This window comes from Pseudarthrobacter sp. NIBRBAC000502771, assembly GCF_006517215.1.
Lineage (GTDB): Bacteria > Actinomycetota > Actinomycetes > Actinomycetales > Micrococcaceae > Arthrobacter > Arthrobacter niigatensis.
Genome location: NZ_CP041187.1, coordinates 4,050,480 through 4,064,625 on the forward strand (window position 1 = coordinate 4,050,480; position 14,146 = coordinate 4,064,625).

The 14,146-nt window shown below is 67.8% G+C and carries 14 protein-coding genes; 6 read left to right on the forward strand and 8 right to left on the reverse strand.

What is annotated here, in order from left to right; translation table 11 throughout:
* Positions 1–3 precede the first annotated feature (3 nt).
* Positions 4–1,476 (reverse strand): YibE/F family protein, encoded by a 1,473-nt coding sequence (locus NIBR502771_RS18900; protein WP_141161046.1) that lies wholly within the window; start codon positions 1,474–1,476, stop codon positions 4–6.
* A 139-nt stretch (positions 1,477–1,615) separates the two neighbouring features.
* On the opposite strand from NIBR502771_RS18900, the gene NIBR502771_RS18905 reads away from it, so the two are divergent.
* Positions 1,616–2,398, forward strand: a complete 783-nt coding sequence (locus NIBR502771_RS18905) for an alpha/beta hydrolase (RefSeq protein WP_141161047.1) — start codon at positions 1,616–1,618, stop codon at positions 2,396–2,398.
* An 11-nt stretch (positions 2,399–2,409) separates the two neighbouring features.
* Positions 2,410–3,234, forward strand: coding sequence for a 1-acyl-sn-glycerol-3-phosphate acyltransferase (locus NIBR502771_RS18910; RefSeq protein ID WP_141161048.1), 825 nt, complete (start codon positions 2,410–2,412; stop codon positions 3,232–3,234).
* A gap of 88 nt (positions 3,235–3,322) precedes the next feature.
* On the opposite strand, the gene NIBR502771_RS18915 is transcribed toward NIBR502771_RS18910, so the two are convergent.
* The 3 genes from NIBR502771_RS18915 to NIBR502771_RS18925 form a co-directional block, all read right to left on the reverse strand.
* Positions 3,323–4,360, reverse strand: coding sequence for a GNAT family N-acetyltransferase (locus NIBR502771_RS18915; RefSeq protein ID WP_141161049.1), 1,038 nt, complete (start codon positions 4,358–4,360; stop codon positions 3,323–3,325).
* 2 nt (positions 4,361–4,362) lie between these two features.
* Entirely contained in the window at positions 4,363–5,748 is a 1,386-nt protein-coding gene (locus tag NIBR502771_RS18920; RefSeq protein WP_141161050.1) for a glycine--tRNA ligase, read from the reverse strand.
* Between the two features lie 130 nt (positions 5,749–5,878).
* Positions 5,879–6,868: a DMT family transporter gene (locus tag NIBR502771_RS18925; RefSeq protein ID WP_141161051.1), complete on the reverse strand. Its 990-nt coding sequence runs from the start codon at positions 6,866–6,868 to the stop codon at positions 5,879–5,881.
* A gap of 32 nt (positions 6,869–6,900) precedes the next feature.
* Here NIBR502771_RS18925 and NIBR502771_RS18930 point away from each other — a divergent pair, with 32 nt between their 5' ends.
* A complete protein-coding gene (locus NIBR502771_RS18930) occupies positions 6,901–7,134 on the forward strand; it encodes an RNA-binding S4 domain-containing protein (protein WP_141161052.1) in 234 nt (77 codons plus the stop codon).
* Between the two features lie 31 nt (positions 7,135–7,165).
* Here the strand turns inward: NIBR502771_RS18930 and NIBR502771_RS18935 are convergent, their stop codons facing one another.
* Positions 7,166–7,816, reverse strand: a complete 651-nt coding sequence (locus NIBR502771_RS18935; protein WP_141161053.1) for an alpha/beta hydrolase — start codon at positions 7,814–7,816, stop codon at positions 7,166–7,168.
* 149 nt (positions 7,817–7,965) lie between these two features.
* Between NIBR502771_RS18935 and NIBR502771_RS18940 the strand changes: the two genes are divergently transcribed.
* Both NIBR502771_RS18940 and NIBR502771_RS18945 read left to right on the forward strand, forming a co-directional pair.
* Positions 7,966–8,763: an SGNH/GDSL hydrolase family protein gene (locus NIBR502771_RS18940; RefSeq protein WP_246839922.1), complete on the forward strand. Its 798-nt coding sequence runs from the start codon at positions 7,966–7,968 to the stop codon at positions 8,761–8,763.
* Between the two features lie 48 nt (positions 8,764–8,811).
* Positions 8,812–9,369, forward strand: coding sequence for a hypothetical protein (locus NIBR502771_RS18945; RefSeq protein WP_141161055.1), 558 nt, complete (start codon positions 8,812–8,814; stop codon positions 9,367–9,369).
* Between the two features lie 82 nt (positions 9,370–9,451).
* Here NIBR502771_RS18945 and NIBR502771_RS18950 read toward each other — a convergent pair whose 3' ends face one another.
* Positions 9,452–10,936: a CoA-acylating methylmalonate-semialdehyde dehydrogenase gene (locus tag NIBR502771_RS18950; RefSeq protein WP_141161056.1), complete on the reverse strand. Its 1,485-nt coding sequence runs from the start codon at positions 10,934–10,936 to the stop codon at positions 9,452–9,454.
* A 51-nt stretch (positions 10,937–10,987) separates the two neighbouring features.
* Positions 10,988–11,905 (reverse strand): 3-hydroxyisobutyrate dehydrogenase, encoded by a 918-nt coding sequence (gene mmsB, locus NIBR502771_RS18955; RefSeq protein WP_141161057.1) that lies wholly within the window; start codon positions 11,903–11,905, stop codon positions 10,988–10,990.
* 111 nt (positions 11,906–12,016) lie between these two features.
* Between mmsB and NIBR502771_RS18960 the strand changes: the two genes are divergently transcribed.
* Positions 12,017–12,949, forward strand: a complete 933-nt coding sequence (locus tag NIBR502771_RS18960; RefSeq protein WP_141161058.1) for a LysR family transcriptional regulator — start codon at positions 12,017–12,019, stop codon at positions 12,947–12,949.
* A 59-nt stretch (positions 12,950–13,008) separates the two neighbouring features.
* On the opposite strand, the gene NIBR502771_RS18965 is transcribed toward NIBR502771_RS18960, so the two are convergent.
* Entirely contained in the window at positions 13,009–14,145 is a 1,137-nt protein-coding gene (locus tag NIBR502771_RS18965) for a zinc-binding dehydrogenase (RefSeq protein ID WP_141161059.1), read from the reverse strand.
* Position 14,146: the final 1 nt, after the last annotated feature.

Consider the following 14,146-nt stretch of genomic DNA (forward strand, 5'->3'; position numbering starts at 1 on the left):
AGGTCAGCCGCGGTCCGCCCGCCGGCCCCGGCGGGTGGCGGGTACTTCCAAAGGCACCGGTGCGTCGGTGTGCGCGGCGGCGGGTTCGACGGCGGCGCGCCGGCTGCGTTCCTCAAGCACGGCTGCGGCGAGCGCCCCGGTGTCCGCGACGTCGTCCGCGTGGCTGTGCCCGTCGTCGTGCTTTCCGTCCCCTGGCCCGGCGACGGGCGGATGGACTCCGCCTGCCGGGACGGGACCCGGCACCGGAACCCCGGTGGCCTTCACCACCAGCACGGCGATCAGCGTGGTGACCGGAATGGCCAGGACCAGCCCGATGGAACCCACCAGCGTCCGGATCACCTCCTCGGAGAGTTCGGCGCTGGTGAGCGTGTCCAGCAGGGGCCGGTCGTAGAGCATGACGATGATAAGGATGGGCAGCGCGGCGCCCGCGTAGGCGAACGCGATGGTGTACACCGTGGATGCGATGTGGTCGCGGCCGATCCTCATGGCGGAAGTGAACAGCTTCCGGGCGCTGCTGGCCGGTGCAAGCTCGTAAAGCTCCCACACGGCTGAGGACTGGGTGATGGTGACATCGTTGAGGACGCCCAGGCCGGAAATGATGAGCCCGCAGAGGATCACGCCGGAGATGGAGATGTTGGACGACGTGTTCACCAGGGTGGCGGCGTCGTGGCTCCCGACGCCGGCCAGGTTGGCCGCATCCGTAGCCCACGCTGCGAGCAGGGCGGTGATGGCCAGTCCAAAGACCGTGCCCAGGAGCGCCGTGGACGTGCGCGCGGAGAACCCGTGGGCGAAGTACAGCACCCCGATCATGATCACGGTGGATCCCACCAGGGCCAACAACAGCGGCGGTTTGCCCTCCACCAGGCCCGGGAGCAGGAAGTTCGCGAGCACGAAGTATGCCCCCACCAGCCCGATCAGGGCCCGGAGTCCGCGCCACCTGGCGACGGCGATGACCACCACGGCGTACAGCACGGCGAGCAGGATGATGGGAAGGGTCCGGACGAAGTCCACGAAGATATACGCCGGCGATCCCTGCGATCCGCCGGCGCCCTGGGCGTTGGACAGGTTCAGGTAGCGGATCTGGTCCCCGGGCTTGACCCCGTGCGATGAGGCCACATCCGGGTTGATGACCACTTTGACCGGGCTGCCGCCCTTGTCGGGCTCGGTGTAGGCGAACGTGCAGTCCGAGCCTTTGCCCGGTGGCTGCTGCGCGCCTTGCTGGCCTCCCCCTTGCTGGCCGGGCGCCTGTTGGGCCGGCCCTTGCTGGGTACTCCCCTGCATGCAGTTCCCGGTCACCACGCTCTGGATGGTGCCGGTATCGAAGGTGACGCCGGGGGCGGTGGAGTACGGGTTGGCGAGCGAAACCCCTTCCTTGCTGCCGGATGGCCATAGCGCCGCCATTCCGGCCAGGGTCAGCAGTGCCAGCGGAATGAGCACGGCGGCCAGGATCCGGTTCGCCTTGCTGCGGGCAGCCATCGCCTGGGGCGTCGGCTCCGAATGATCCAAGGAAGCGTGGGAGTGACCGGCGCCCATCAGCAGTACAACCTCATGGTTGAACTCTACGTGCGGCGCCATAGGGTTTATAAATGGACCATCGGATGGGGAGGAACCTGGCATGGACAACCGTGGTGGGCATGGGGGCGGCAGAAACGGAGCACCCGACAAGGGCGGTGTACAGGCTGGGCAGGTGCCGCGCGTTTCCGCCCATCGGCCGGTCCTGAGCGTCCTTGAAGCATCCGGCAACACCCGGGGCGTGGTCCTGGTCCTGCATGGCGGCAAGGCCCACAGCCGGGATCCGGTGGAGGCCCGGCACCTTAGCCCGGCCAGGATGGTCCCTTTCGCCAGGGACCTGCACCGTGCCGGCCGGAAGCATGGGCTGGCGGTGTGGTCCCTGCGCAACAGCGTCCGCGGCTGGAACGGCTCCGACATGTCCCCGCTCCAGGATGCCCGCTGGGCGCTGCAGCAGATTGCGGACCGCCACCCGGGCGTTCCCGTGTTCCTGCTGGGCCACTCCATGGGCGGGCTGACCGCCATGTGCGCGGCGGACCACCCACAGGTGGAGGCCGTGGTGGCACTGGCACCATGGCTGAGCCCCGAAACCCCTGCCTACCGGGTCGCCGGCCGGAAGGTGCTGATCATCCATGGCACCACCGACCATATGACCAGCCCCTCGCAGTCGCTGGCCTTTGCCCGCCGGGCGTCCGCGGACGCGGCGAGCATGCAGTACGTCTCGCTCAAGGGCGTGGGGCACTTCATGCTCCGGAAAGTCCGCGTGTGGCACACCCTGGCCACCGGGTTTGTCATCAAATCCTTCGCCGAAAGCACGGGCGCCGGCGTCCAGCCGTCCCGTGCGTTCGTGGAGCTGCTGCCCGAGTCCGCCGTACACGTCACCCTGTAGGGACCGGTCCTGTGACGTGGCGTCCCCCGCCCAACGACCGCTTCTACCGGCTGATCGTCCGCACGGGGCAGTTCCTCCGCTGGGCCCTCCAGCTGGACCTCCGAGCCACGGGCGTGGAGCACCTGCCCCATCCCGGGCCGCGGACGGGGCCATCCCGGCAGCCGGTCCGCGGGAAAGGGGCCGTTTTCGCCGTGACTCACTTCGGCTATGTGGATTTTGCCGTGCTGGAACTGCTCCTGTGGCGCCATGCACGCGCCCAGTTGCGGTTCCTGGTTCACCAGGGCGCAGCGGACCACTGGCTGGCCGGCCCGGCCATCAGCGCCAGCGGCCACGTGGTGGTGGGATATACGGGCCGCGCAGACGCTTACGCGGCTGCCGTTGCCAGGCTGCGGGAAGGCGAATACCTGGCTGTTTTCCCCGAGGCGGGGGTCAGCAGGAGCTTCACGGTCCGCGAATGCCGCACGGGTGCTGTCCGGATGGCGGCGGAGGCGGGGGTTCCGGTCATCCCGGTATCCATCTGGGGCGCCCACCGCATCCTGACCCGGGGGCACGGCTTTTCCTTCCGCCGCAGCTGGCGGGCGCCGGTCCGGGTCCACGTGGACGCGCCGGTGGTGCTTCCGGCCGGCGTTGACGTTGAGGCGGCAACGGAAGCTTTGCGCGGCACCCTGCAGGCGGGGATCGACCGCTGCATCGCCGGCTTTCCGCTCCGGCCGGGGCCTGGAGCCTGGTGGATGCCGGCGCGGCTGGGTGGTGGTGCGCCCACGGATGCCGAGCGGCAACTGCTGGACGCTGCCGACGCCGCCGCGGGCCGCCGTCGGGCTCCCCGCACCAGGTAGCATCGCAGCCCAAGCAGGTAGCGCCAGGTACCGTTTTGACGGCTCAAAACGGCACCTGGCGCTACCCAGCTGGGAAGCGGGAGCGCGCTTAGTCGGAGACCACCAGGGTCTCGGCGCCGGCCAGGCGGGCCTTGCCGCCTGCCAGGAGGGGTTCGACGGCGGCGCGCAGCGCGGCCATCGAGTCGTCCAGTTCCAGCATGACGGGGTGCTGGTAGGCGATCAGCGCAAGCATGTCCCGGACGGCCTCGGCCGCATCGTCGGCAGCAAGCGAGGGCTCGTGCCCGACGAAAACGTCCGTGGGAGTGTCCGGTCCCGTGCCCACTTCCGTTTGCGGTGCGTCGTCAGGGCCGGCAGGGGCTGCGTAGCTGACGGCGAACGCCCGGATGCGGCCCTTCCTGCTGGGTGCCACGCCCTGGCCGAACGCAGATTCCGGCTGGGCCCGGAGCACGATGGCGCCGTGGGCTCCGGTGAGCTCATCCAGGAAGAGTTTCTGCACCTGGCCCACGGACAGAACACCAGGAGAGTCCCAGCCGTGGATGGAGGTGTAGTACCGGCCCACCACGTCCGTCAACTCCACCGAGCCGGTAGCCAGGTCCATGACGATGTCGGAACCGGCGTTTTCACCATCGATGGGGCGGCCGCCGTGGTCCTTGTCCGGGAAGACGGGCAGCCGGAGGGCTCCGGGCTCAACGATAACCAGCCGGGAGCGCTGGATGGGTGCCAGCCCGGCCGCTTCGGCGAATGCGGCCCCGGGCGTGCCCGGTTCCACTTTGGCGCGGAGCTTGGTAACGCCCGACGGCGCGTGTCCGGCTTCGCGGCGCAGCATGGCCAGGAGGGTGGCTCCGATGCCGTTGCGGCGGTGGTCCCTGGCGACTTCAATGTAGGCCCAGAGGCGTTCCGGGTGCAGGGACGCTTCATAGACGACGCCGGCCGCGACCGGGATGCCGACGCCGTCAACGACGTCCTCGGCTACGATGCAGCGCCGCCACGGCGTGCCGTTCCCTCCGTTGGAGGACACGGCCAGGGCGCCACGGAACTGGCGGGCCTGGGCAGTCTCGGGGCCGCCCCAGATTTCCAGCAGCGCGAGGTCGTCGCCATCCCGCCATTCACGGTATTCGATGGCCACGCTCAGGCGCCGATCAGCCGTGCCGCCAGGTAGCCTTCCACCTTGTCCAGGGAGACGCGTTCCTGGCTCATGGTGTCCCGCTCGCGGATGGTGACGGCCTGGTCCTCGAGGGTGTCAAAGTCCACCGTGATACAGAACGGGGTGCCGATCTCGTCCTGGCGGCGGTAGCGGCGGCCGATTGCGCCGGCGTCGTCGAAGTCGATGTTCCAGTTCTTCCGCAGCTGCGCGCCCAGGGCCTTGGCCTTCGGGGACAGGTCCTCGTTGCGGCTCAGCGGCAGCACGGCGGCCTTGACGGGGGCCAGGCGCGGGTCCAGCTTCAGGACCGTGCGCACGTCCACGCCGCCCTTGGCGTTGGGGGCCTCGTCCTCGGTGTAGGCGTCCACCAGGAACGCCATGAAGGACCGGGTGAGGCCGGCCGCGGGCTCGATCACGTAGGGGGTGTAGCGCTCGTTGGTGGCCTGGTTGAAGTAGCTCAGGTCCGTGCCGGAGGCCTTGGCGTGGGTGGAGAGGTCAAAGTCGGTGCGGTTGGCGATGCCTTCCAGCTCACCCCACTCGGAACCCTGGAAGCCGAACCGGTACTCGATGTCCGTGGTGCCCTTGGAGTAGTGGCTGAGCTTCTCTTTGGGGTGCTCGAAGAAGCGCAGGTTCTCCTCGCGGATGCCCAGGCCCGTATACCAGGCCATGCGCTCCTTCATCCAGTACTGGTGCCACTCTTCGTCCGTGCCGGGCTCGACGAAGAATTCCATCTCCATCTGCTCGAACTCGCGGGTGCGGAAGATGAAGTTTCCGGGCGTGATCTCGTTGCGGAAGGACTTGCCGATCTGGCCGATGCCGAACGGCGGCTTCTTCCGCGAGGTGGTGAGCACGTTGTTGAAGTTCACGAAGATGCCCTGCGCGGTTTCGGGCCGCAGGTAGTGCAGGCCTTCCTCGCTGGCCACCGGTCCCAGGTAGGTCTTGAGCAGGCCGGAGAACTCCTGCGGCTCGGTCCACTGGCCCCGGGTGCCGCAGTTGGCGCAGGCGATGTCCTTCAGGCCGTTCTCGGCGGGGCGGCCCTTCTTTTCCTCGTATTCTTCCTCGAGGTGGTCAGCGCGGTAGCGCTTGTGGCAGGAGAGGCACTCCACCAGCGGATCGGAGAAGACTTCCACGTGGCCGGACGCTTCCCATACCTGGCGGGGCAGGATCACCGAGGAGTCCAGGCCCACCACGTCCTCCCGGCCGCGGACCATGGACTGCCACCACTGGCGCTTGATGTTTTCCTTGAGTTCGGCTCCGAGGGGCCCGTAGTCCCAGGCAGAGCGCGAACCTCCGTAGATCTCACCGGCCTGGAACACGAAGCCCCTCCGTTTGGAAAGGGAAATGACCTGGTCGAGGACGGATTTTGCTGCCATGGGGTAACTCCAATTTCTACAGGGCCGCTGGGTGCGGTCCGCGGGTTGTCAGGCCCCGGCTGCCATGTGCCTGCGGCACAGCGGCAACGGGTCGGGGCGGATGAAGGAAGATCAGGGGAAAGCTTGTGTCCTAGCGTACCGGCCGCTGCCTGCGAAGCGCGCCCCGGGGCCAGGGCAGGGTGGCCAGGATGATCGCGCCGAGCGTGAGCAGCGTTCCCAGGACGGTGGCCGGCGCGACGACGGTTCCCGGGGCGGGCAGGGCAAGGTCCAGGGCCAGCGAGCCAAGCAATTGGCCCGCGATCATTCCCAGGCCGGTGACCAGTACGCCCAGGCTGCGGACCAGCAGGGCGCCCAGCCCAATGAAGATGCAGCCCATGGGGCCGCCCAGGTAGTACCACCACTCCCCCGGCAGCGGGTTGCCGGGGCCGGCCACGGCGAGCTTCACGGCGAACGCGGCCCACAGCACGATGCAGCCGGCCACGAAGTTCACCAGGGTGGCGGCAATGGGAGTGCCGTAGTGGAGCGTGGCGGTACCGTTCATGGCCTGCTGGAAGCTCATGAGGAATCCCGCCGCCACAGGCAGTATGAGGGGAAGCAGCAACCCGGCCGCCCCGTCCCCGGAACCGCCGCCGCTGAACCTCGGCGAAACCGCCCAGGCCACGGCGGCGATGGTCAGGACGCAGCCGACGATCCGGATGGCGGTGACCGACTTCTTTCCGGCCGGCCCTATGCCCAGCCGGTCCACCACGAGGCCGCTGACGGTCTGCCCGGTGACGGTGGCCACGGTGAACAGCGCCACGCCGAGGATGCCGACGGTGAAGGACTGGGCAAAGACGAACAGGGCTCCAATGGCGCCGGCCACCACATAGATGCGGGGAAACGCGCGGCTGCGGACGGCCGGGATGATGGCCGCCAGGCCGGCCCGGCCCCGTGGCAACACCAGGGAAATGAGGATCATGACCAGCAGGCCTGTGCTGAAACTCACGGCCGCGGCGGCAATTCCGTCATTCAGGCGCGCCCCCAGGGCGCCGTTGATGCGGCCCTGGACGGGGATGGCCAGGCCTGAACCTACGGCCAGGGGCAGGCCCGCCAGTGCCGGCAGGCGGGAAGGGGAGGTCATTGAATCCACCTTAGTTCAGGCATTATTGCTCTATGAGCAACCCCATTGAGGACGTCCCCATCCGCGACACCATGATCCGGCTCGGCCAGCTGCTGAAGTTGGCCAATCTCGTCGAGGACGGGGTGGAGGCTGCGGAGCTCATCAAAAACGGGCTGGTCAAGGTCAACGGCGAGATCGATGACCGCCGGGGCCGGCAGCTGCACAACGGGGACACTGTCGCCGTCAATGGCCAGACCGTACGGGTCGTGGCACCCACGGCGGACTAAGCGCCCGGCCGCCGCGCCGCCGTCGTCCGTTCTACTTGTTCAGCACCTCATGCGTGAGGAACTCCCCCACGTGCCCGATCTCCTGCTGGTTGATGCCGTGCCACATGCCCGTGTAGAGGACCTTGGTGAGCTTGACGTGCCTGCGCACCCAGCCCATGGTGAACTCGATCTTGTCCTGGGTGATCACGGGGTCCTGCTGGTCCCGTCCCCAGAACATGGGCACGGTGCCGTCCAGTTCGTCGTCCCTGAAGCTGGGGTCTCCGGCGGCGTCCACTACGAACCCTGAGAGTCCGACGACGGCGGCGAAGTCCGTGGGCCGCTGGCGCAGGAGCGTGGTGGCCATGGCCATGCCCATGGAGAAACCCAGCAGGGTGACGGACGGGTGCCCGGCGCGGATGCTGTCGATCCACTCCAGCACATACGTGGACGCCTTCTTGACCCTTTCCAGCGAGTACTCGATCGAGGCCGTCAGCGGGAACCAGGTGAAGCCGGGACCCATGGCGATGGGCGCCCGCAGCGACGCGACGGCGAAGTCCCCGGGCAGCATGTCGGCCAGGCTGAGCAGGTCCTGCTCATTGGCTCCGTAGCCGTGGAGGAGCACCAGCAGCGGCTTGCCGGCGCGCTGGTCTTCCGGATGGGACCACAGGACAACGGGGGCAGGAAATACTTCGGCGTCAGTCATGGTTTCCATTCTTACAGTTACCCGAAAGTAACAACCTACGTTCGCGTAGGCAGCGGAGCGGAAGGCAGGATAGGACCGTGACTGATGCAAGTGCCGTTTCCACTACTCCTTCGCCCGCCGGTTCCCATCCCTGGACCCGGTACGTGGCAATGGGCGATTCCTTCACCGAGGGCATCGGCGACCCCGAACCCTCAAGCCCCGGTGGCCACCGCGGCTGGGCCGACCGCGTTGCGGAGGAATTGGGCCGCACCCAGCCGGACTTCGCCTACGCCAACCTTGCCGTCCGCGGCAGGCTGCTGCAGCAGATCGTGGACCAGCAGCTGGCACCCGCCCTGGACCTGAAGCCGGACCTGGTCACCTTGTCCGCCGGCGGGAACGACCTCATCCGCCCCGGCGGGGACCCGGACGCGCTGGCCGCAAAACTGGATTCCGTGGTCCAGATCCTTTCCATGGGCGGCGCCACGGTGGTGCTGTTCAACGGGCCGGACACGGGGTCGTCGGTGCTGGGCAGGATCCGCAGCAAGGTGGCCATCTACAACGAAAACCTGCGGACGGTGGCGGCCCGGCACGACGCCGTCATTGCCGACATGTGGTCCCTGCGGCAGTTGAGCGACCCGCAGATGTGGGACCAGGACAGGCTGCACTTCTCCCCCCTGGGCCACCACACCATCGCGGCCATGGTGCTGGACGCGCTCAACGTGGAGCATTCATTGAAACCCCTGCAGCCCAAGCCGCTGCCGCCCCGGACCTGGCGCGAGGCAAGGAGCGGCGATCTGGTATGGGCGCGGGAATACTTCGTGCCATGGGTGCTGCGCCGCCTGCGCCACCAGTCCTCCGGCGACGGCATCACGGCAAAACGTCCGACGCCGGGTCCTGTCTTTGGCCCGGGCGTTCCGATGGGTTCGGGCGAGGGTCCGCTGGGAACCTCCGAACCCAGCCGCCGGTAAGGCTGCCGGGGTTACGCTGGAAGGACAACACTCGAGAGGCGCGGCACCGTGAGCAGCTTGTTTTTCTGGATTATCATCCTGTCCTTCGTTGTCCCCATGGCCATGCGGGCGTACCGGCGCTCCATGGCACGGCGGGACCGGGACCAGGGCCTGCCGGGCCAGTTCCCCGGTCCGAACCAGTTCCCGGGCTACGGCCAGTTCCCTGGCTCCGCCGGGCCGCAGAGCAACCAGCCGCGTGACGGCTACACCCAGCAGGATTACTTCTCCGGCGGCTTCCGCCACCCCGGCCAGCCGCAGGGCCCCATTGGCGGCCAGCAGCTGCCGCCCTACCAGTACGGGCAGCCGCCCATGGCGGACCCCCGTTACGACGCTCCGTCGCAGGAATTCGGGCAGGAACCCCCGTTCCAGCAGCAGCCCCAGCAACCGCCTTACGGGCAGCAACCTTATGGACACGAGCCCTCCTCCGGACCGGCTGCACCGCCGCCGCCGGCAGCTCCCCAGGGGTACCGGGCGCGGAAGCTCGCTGAACTGGACCAGCAGTACAGCAACGGTGAGCTGTCCATGGAGGAGTACATGAAGCGCCGTGGCGACATCATGAACGGCTAGCACCACCTGCACACAACAGGCCGGGGACCGAATGACGGTCCCCGGCCTGTTGTTGCTTGGTCGTCGCGCTCAGTGCACCTGGCTAGTCCACCTGCGGGAAGCCAAGGTCGATCACGGAGGTGGACGGGTCCGGCCAGCGGGTGGTGACTACCTTGCCGCGGGTGTAGAACCGGATGCTGTCGGGCCCGTACATGTGGGTGTCGCCGAACAGTGAGTTCTTCCAGCCGCCGAACGAGAACGTACCCACCGGGACCGGGATGGGGACGTTGACGCCCACCATGCCTGCCTCGACGTCGAACTCGAACTGCCGTGCCGCCCCGCCGTCGCGGGTGAAGATGGCCGTGCCGTTGCCGAACTGGTTGTCGTTGACCAGCTGTACCGCGTCGCTGTAGGTGTCCACGCGGACCACCGACAGGACCGGGCCGAAGATCTCGTCGTCGTAGACCTTCATGCCCGGCTTGACGTGGTCCACCAGGCTGACGCCGATGAAGAACCCGTCGGAGTCGAACTGCTGGGAGCTGCCGTCCACCACCACGGTGGCTCCTTCGCCTTCGGCTCCCGTGACGTAGGACGCCACCCGGTCCCGGTGTTCCGCGGTGATCAGGGGACCCATCTGGGAAGCGGGATCGGTGCCGGCACCGATTTTCAGGTCTGCCATGCGGCTGGAGATCGCCTTGACCAGGTCATCGGCAATATGTCCGACGGCCACCAGGACGCTGACGGCCATGCAGCGTTCGCCGGCGGAACCATAGGCGGCGGAAACCGCAGCGTCGGCGGCCATGTCCAGGTCGGCGTCGGGAAGCACCACCATGTGGTTCTTCGCACCGCCCAGGGCCTGCACCCGCTTGCCGTGCTCGGCAGCCCGTTTGTAGATGGACTGGGCCACGGGGGTGGAGCCGACGAAGCTGACTGCCTTCACCTCAGGGTGCTCCAGCAGGACGTCGACGGCTTCCTTGTCCCCCTGGACCACGTTCAGGACGCCGGCCGGCAGTCCCGCCTCGGCGAAGGCTTCGGCGATGAAGACGGCGGCGGACGGATCTTTCTCGCTGGGCTTCAGCAACACCGTGTTGCCGCACGCCAGCGCGCTGCCGATCATCCACAGCGGCACCATGGCCGGGAAGTTGAACGGAGTAATGCACGCCACCACGCCAACGGGCTGGCGGACGGAGTGGACGTCGATGCCGCTGGAGACCTGCTCCGAGCGTTCGCCTTTGAGCATGTGGGACAGGCCCGTGGCGAAGTCGATGTTTTCCAGGCCGCGGGCAATTTCACCTTCGGCGTCGGAGAGGACCTTGCCGTGCTCGCTGGTGAGGATCGCAGCGAGTTCCGATTTGCGCTGGGTCAGGATTTCGCGGACCTTGAAGAAGATGGTGGTGCGCCTGGCCAGGCTGGTGGCGCGCCATTCCGGCAGCGCGGCGCGGGCTGCCGCGATGGCCTCCTCTGTCCGGGCTGCGGAGGCGAGCGCCACCTGCTTTTCCTGCTGGCCGGTGGCGGGGTTGAAGACCGGGCCGAAACGGTCGGCATCGGTGACGCGGGTGCCGTTGATGTAGTGCGGGATGGTTTCCAAGGGAGTCTCTTTTCCTGCGGTGCTGGCGGTGTGGCCAGTTGGGCGGCGTGTTTAGTTGGACGGTGCCTGGTCGGCTGGCTGGAGCGAGCCGTCCACGAGTTTGATGATCATGGAGCAGTCCTTGCCTGCGTCCCCGGCGTCAATGAGCCGCTGGAACAGTTGCTGGACGTGCTTGCCGATTTCCAGGGGCGTGCCCGTGTCCTCGGCGGCGCTGATGGCCAGGCCGATGTCCTTGTTGGCAAGCTCGGTAGTGAAGGTGGGTGCGAAGTCGTTGTTGGACGCCGCCGTGGGCACCACGCCGGGGACCGGGTACCAGGTCCGGAGCGCCCAAGAGTCTCCCGAGGAGACCGAGGCGATGTTCCAGAAGACCTGCTTGTCCAGGCCCAGCCGGTCAGCCAGGACAGCGCCCTCCGCGGTGGAGGCAAGGTTGATGAAGAGCATCAGGTTGTTGCAGATCTTGGCCGCCTGGCCCGTGGTGGGGCCGCCGGTGGGGATGATGTTTCCGGACATGGGCCCGATGTAGTCCGAGGCGTCTTTGACGGCGCCCTCTTCGCCGCCCACCATGAAGGTCAGGGTCCCTGCTTCCGCGCCGCTCATTCCGCCGGACACCGGGGCGTCCACGAAGCGGAAGCCGGCGGCAGCAGCGGCGTCGTGCAGTTCCTGCGCGGAGGCGATATCGATGGTGGAGGAGTCGATGAGCAGCGTGCGGGTATCCGCGTGCTTGAGCACGCCGTCCTCCCCGAGGTAGACGGCCCGGGCGTGTTCGCCCTTGGGCAGCATGGTAAACACGGCGTCCGCGCCGCGCACGGCTTCGGCGATGCTGGCTGCGCGCTTGACGCCACCTGCCTCGGCGGCTGCCAGTGCCGCGGAGTTGAGGTCGAACCCGCGCACGTCGTGCCCGGCCTTCACCAGGTTCACTGACATGTGGCCGCCCATGTTTCCCAGGCCGATCCATCCGATAACTGCCATGCGTAAGCTCCTTTGCTTCCATTCCGGCGTTACTGCCGGCATGCCTGTGTCTACGATCACACCTTGCTAGAGTGCAATCAAGGGGAAAAATTACAGACGCTCTGTGCATCGATGCACATAAGAGGAAGGCTACGCGTGGACTCCAGACGGCTGCCAAGCCCCGACGACCTGCTCATCCTGCTGACGGTGGCGCGCCTGGGCCGGTTCAACGCCGTGGCCGAGACCCTGGGCACCACCCACACCACCATTTCCCGCCGCATCCTGGCCTTGGACAAACAGCTGGGCGGCCGGACCCTGGAACGCAGCCCGCACGGCTGGGAGTTGACCCAGCTTGGTGCGTCCGCAGTGGAGGCGGCGGAGGCGATCGAAAGGACTCTTGGCTCGTTGTCAGGCCTGATCAGCCAGGACCAGAGTGCCCTGGCCGGCCTGGTGCGCGTGGCCACCACCGACGGAGTGGGAGCCGTGTTTGTCACCCCGTCGCTGGTGCGGCTCCAGCAGCAGAACCCGCAGCTGAACATTGAAATGCTGAGCGCCACCCGGAAAGTCAGCCAGAACCGGTCAGGGGTGGACCTGGAGATCGTGGTGGGCCGGGCCGACGTCAGCACCGCCCAGACCATCTTCCTGAGCAACTACTACCTGCGCCTCTACGCCAGCCGCGGCTACGCCGCGCAGCAGGGCCTGCCGGAAACGCTCGACGACGTGGGGCAGCACGCGTTCGTCTCCTACGTGGAGTCTGCGCTCCAGGTGGCGGAGCTTGGGCCCCGCTGGTCATCGCAGCTTCCGACGCCCAGGACGAGCTTCCAGGCCACCAGCGTGTTCGCCCAGGTGGAGGCGGTGCGCCAGGGCGCCGGCATAGGGCTGCTGCCGAACTTCATGGTGGGAGACCGCGAAGATTTCGTCCATGTGCTGCCGGGTGAGTTTGAGCGCCAGTTGCCCATCTGGGCCGTTGCCAGGCCGGAATCGCTCCGCTCGGTCCGGGTACAGGCCGTGATCGCGGCCCTGAAGGAAGAGGTGAAGGAGCGCTCTGTGCTGCTCGCCGGCTGAAGATCCGGTCCGACGGGTCAGGCCTGAGGAGTCAGGCCCGACGGTTCAGGCGCGACGGTTCAGGCCTGGAAGAGCCGCCGCACTACCTGTCCCGCTGCGAGCGCATCAAGGCCCTCGTTGATCTCGCTGAGTGGCCGGGTGTCGGTGTGCAGCAGCTCAACGGGCAGCTTGCCTTCCCGCCAGTACGCCAGGTACTTGGGGATGTCCCGTGCGGGAACGGCGTCACCCATGTAGGAGCCCAGCAGCCGCTTGCCGGCGCCGGCGAACTGCAGGGCAGGTACGGTCAATTCGGCGGACGGGTGGGGCAGGCCCACCGAGACCACCGCGCCACCCCTGGTGACCTGCTCGAGGCAGGACGCGATCACAGCGGCCGAGCCCACCGCCTCGACGGCAACGTCGACGCCGTCGCCGGCTGCTTCCCCGATCAGCCGTCCCGCGTCCTCCGGCGTCCCCACCGCGGTGGCCCCGGCGTCGCGGGCCAGTTGGTGCTTCCCCTGATTGGGATCGATGGCGATGACGCTGGTGGCCCCGGCGAGGCGGGCTGCCATCACGGCGGACAGGCCCACCGCGCCCAGGCCGAACACTGCCACGGACTGGCCCGGGCCGACTCCTGCGGTGTTGAACACCGCGCCCATTCCGGTGAGCACGGCGCAACCAAACATCGCAGCGACGGTGTCCGGGACGTCGTCGTCAATCACCACCACTGATTCCCGGGCAACCACCGCGTAGTCAGCGAAGGCGGATACGCCCAGGTGATGGTTGATGCGGCCGCCTTCCGGCGTCCGCAACAGCGCCGGACCGTGGAGCAGGTCTCCGGATCCGTTCACCTCAGCTGCCCGGTGGCAGAGCGCGGGCCTGCCTGCCAGGCAGGCCCGGCACTGGCCGCAGCTGGGAACGAACACCAAAACCACATGGTCACCCACGGACACGTCGGAGACGCCGTCTCCTACGGATACCACCCGCCCCACGGCCTCGTGTCCCAGGGCCATGGGAAGGGGCCGGACGCGGGAACCGTCCACCACTGACAGGTCCGAATGGCACAGGCTCGAGTAGGTGATGGAAACTCCGAGTTCACCGGTGCGCGGCTCCGGCTGGTCCAGTTCCTGCACCAGCAGCGGCCGGGACTCGGCATAGCTTTGCTTTACCCCTGCGGCGGCCGGGGCGGGAACGGTGGAGTAGAGTACGGCGGCCTTCATG

What these genes read in the sequence shown, in the direction of transcription:
- NIBR502771_RS18920 (WP_141161050.1), bottom strand. Translation starts at nt 5,748, where the DNA reads ATGGCAGCAAAATCCGTCCTCGACCAGGTCATTTCCCTTTCCAAACGG.
- NIBR502771_RS18900 (WP_141161046.1), bottom strand. Translation starts at nt 1,476, where the DNA reads ATGGCTGCCCGCAGCAAGGCGAACCGGATCCTGGCCGCCGTGCTCATT.
- NIBR502771_RS18940 (WP_246839922.1), top strand. Translation starts at nt 7,966, where the DNA reads ATGGGCGATTCCTTCACCGAGGGCATCGGCGACCCCGAACCCTCAAGC.
- NIBR502771_RS18935 (WP_141161053.1), bottom strand. Translation starts at nt 7,816, where the DNA reads ATGACTGACGCCGAAGTATTTCCTGCCCCCGTTGTCCTGTGGTCCCAT.
- NIBR502771_RS18905 (WP_141161047.1), top strand. Translation starts at nt 1,616, where the DNA reads ATGGACAACCGTGGTGGGCATGGGGGCGGCAGAAACGGAGCACCCGAC.
- NIBR502771_RS18930 (WP_141161052.1), top strand. Translation starts at nt 6,901, where the DNA reads ATGAGCAACCCCATTGAGGACGTCCCCATCCGCGACACCATGATCCGG.
- NIBR502771_RS18925 (WP_141161051.1), bottom strand. Translation starts at nt 6,868, where the DNA reads ATGACCTCCCCTTCCCGCCTGCCGGCACTGGCGGGCCTGCCCCTGGCC.
- mmsB (WP_141161057.1), bottom strand. Translation starts at nt 11,905, where the DNA reads ATGGCAGTTATCGGATGGATCGGCCTGGGAAACATGGGCGGCCACATG.
- NIBR502771_RS18960 (WP_141161058.1), top strand. Translation starts at nt 12,017, where the DNA reads ATGCACATAAGAGGAAGGCTACGCGTGGACTCCAGACGGCTGCCAAGC.
- NIBR502771_RS18965 (WP_141161059.1), bottom strand. Translation starts at nt 14,145, where the DNA reads ATGAAGGCCGCCGTACTCTACTCCACCGTTCCCGCCCCGGCCGCCGCA.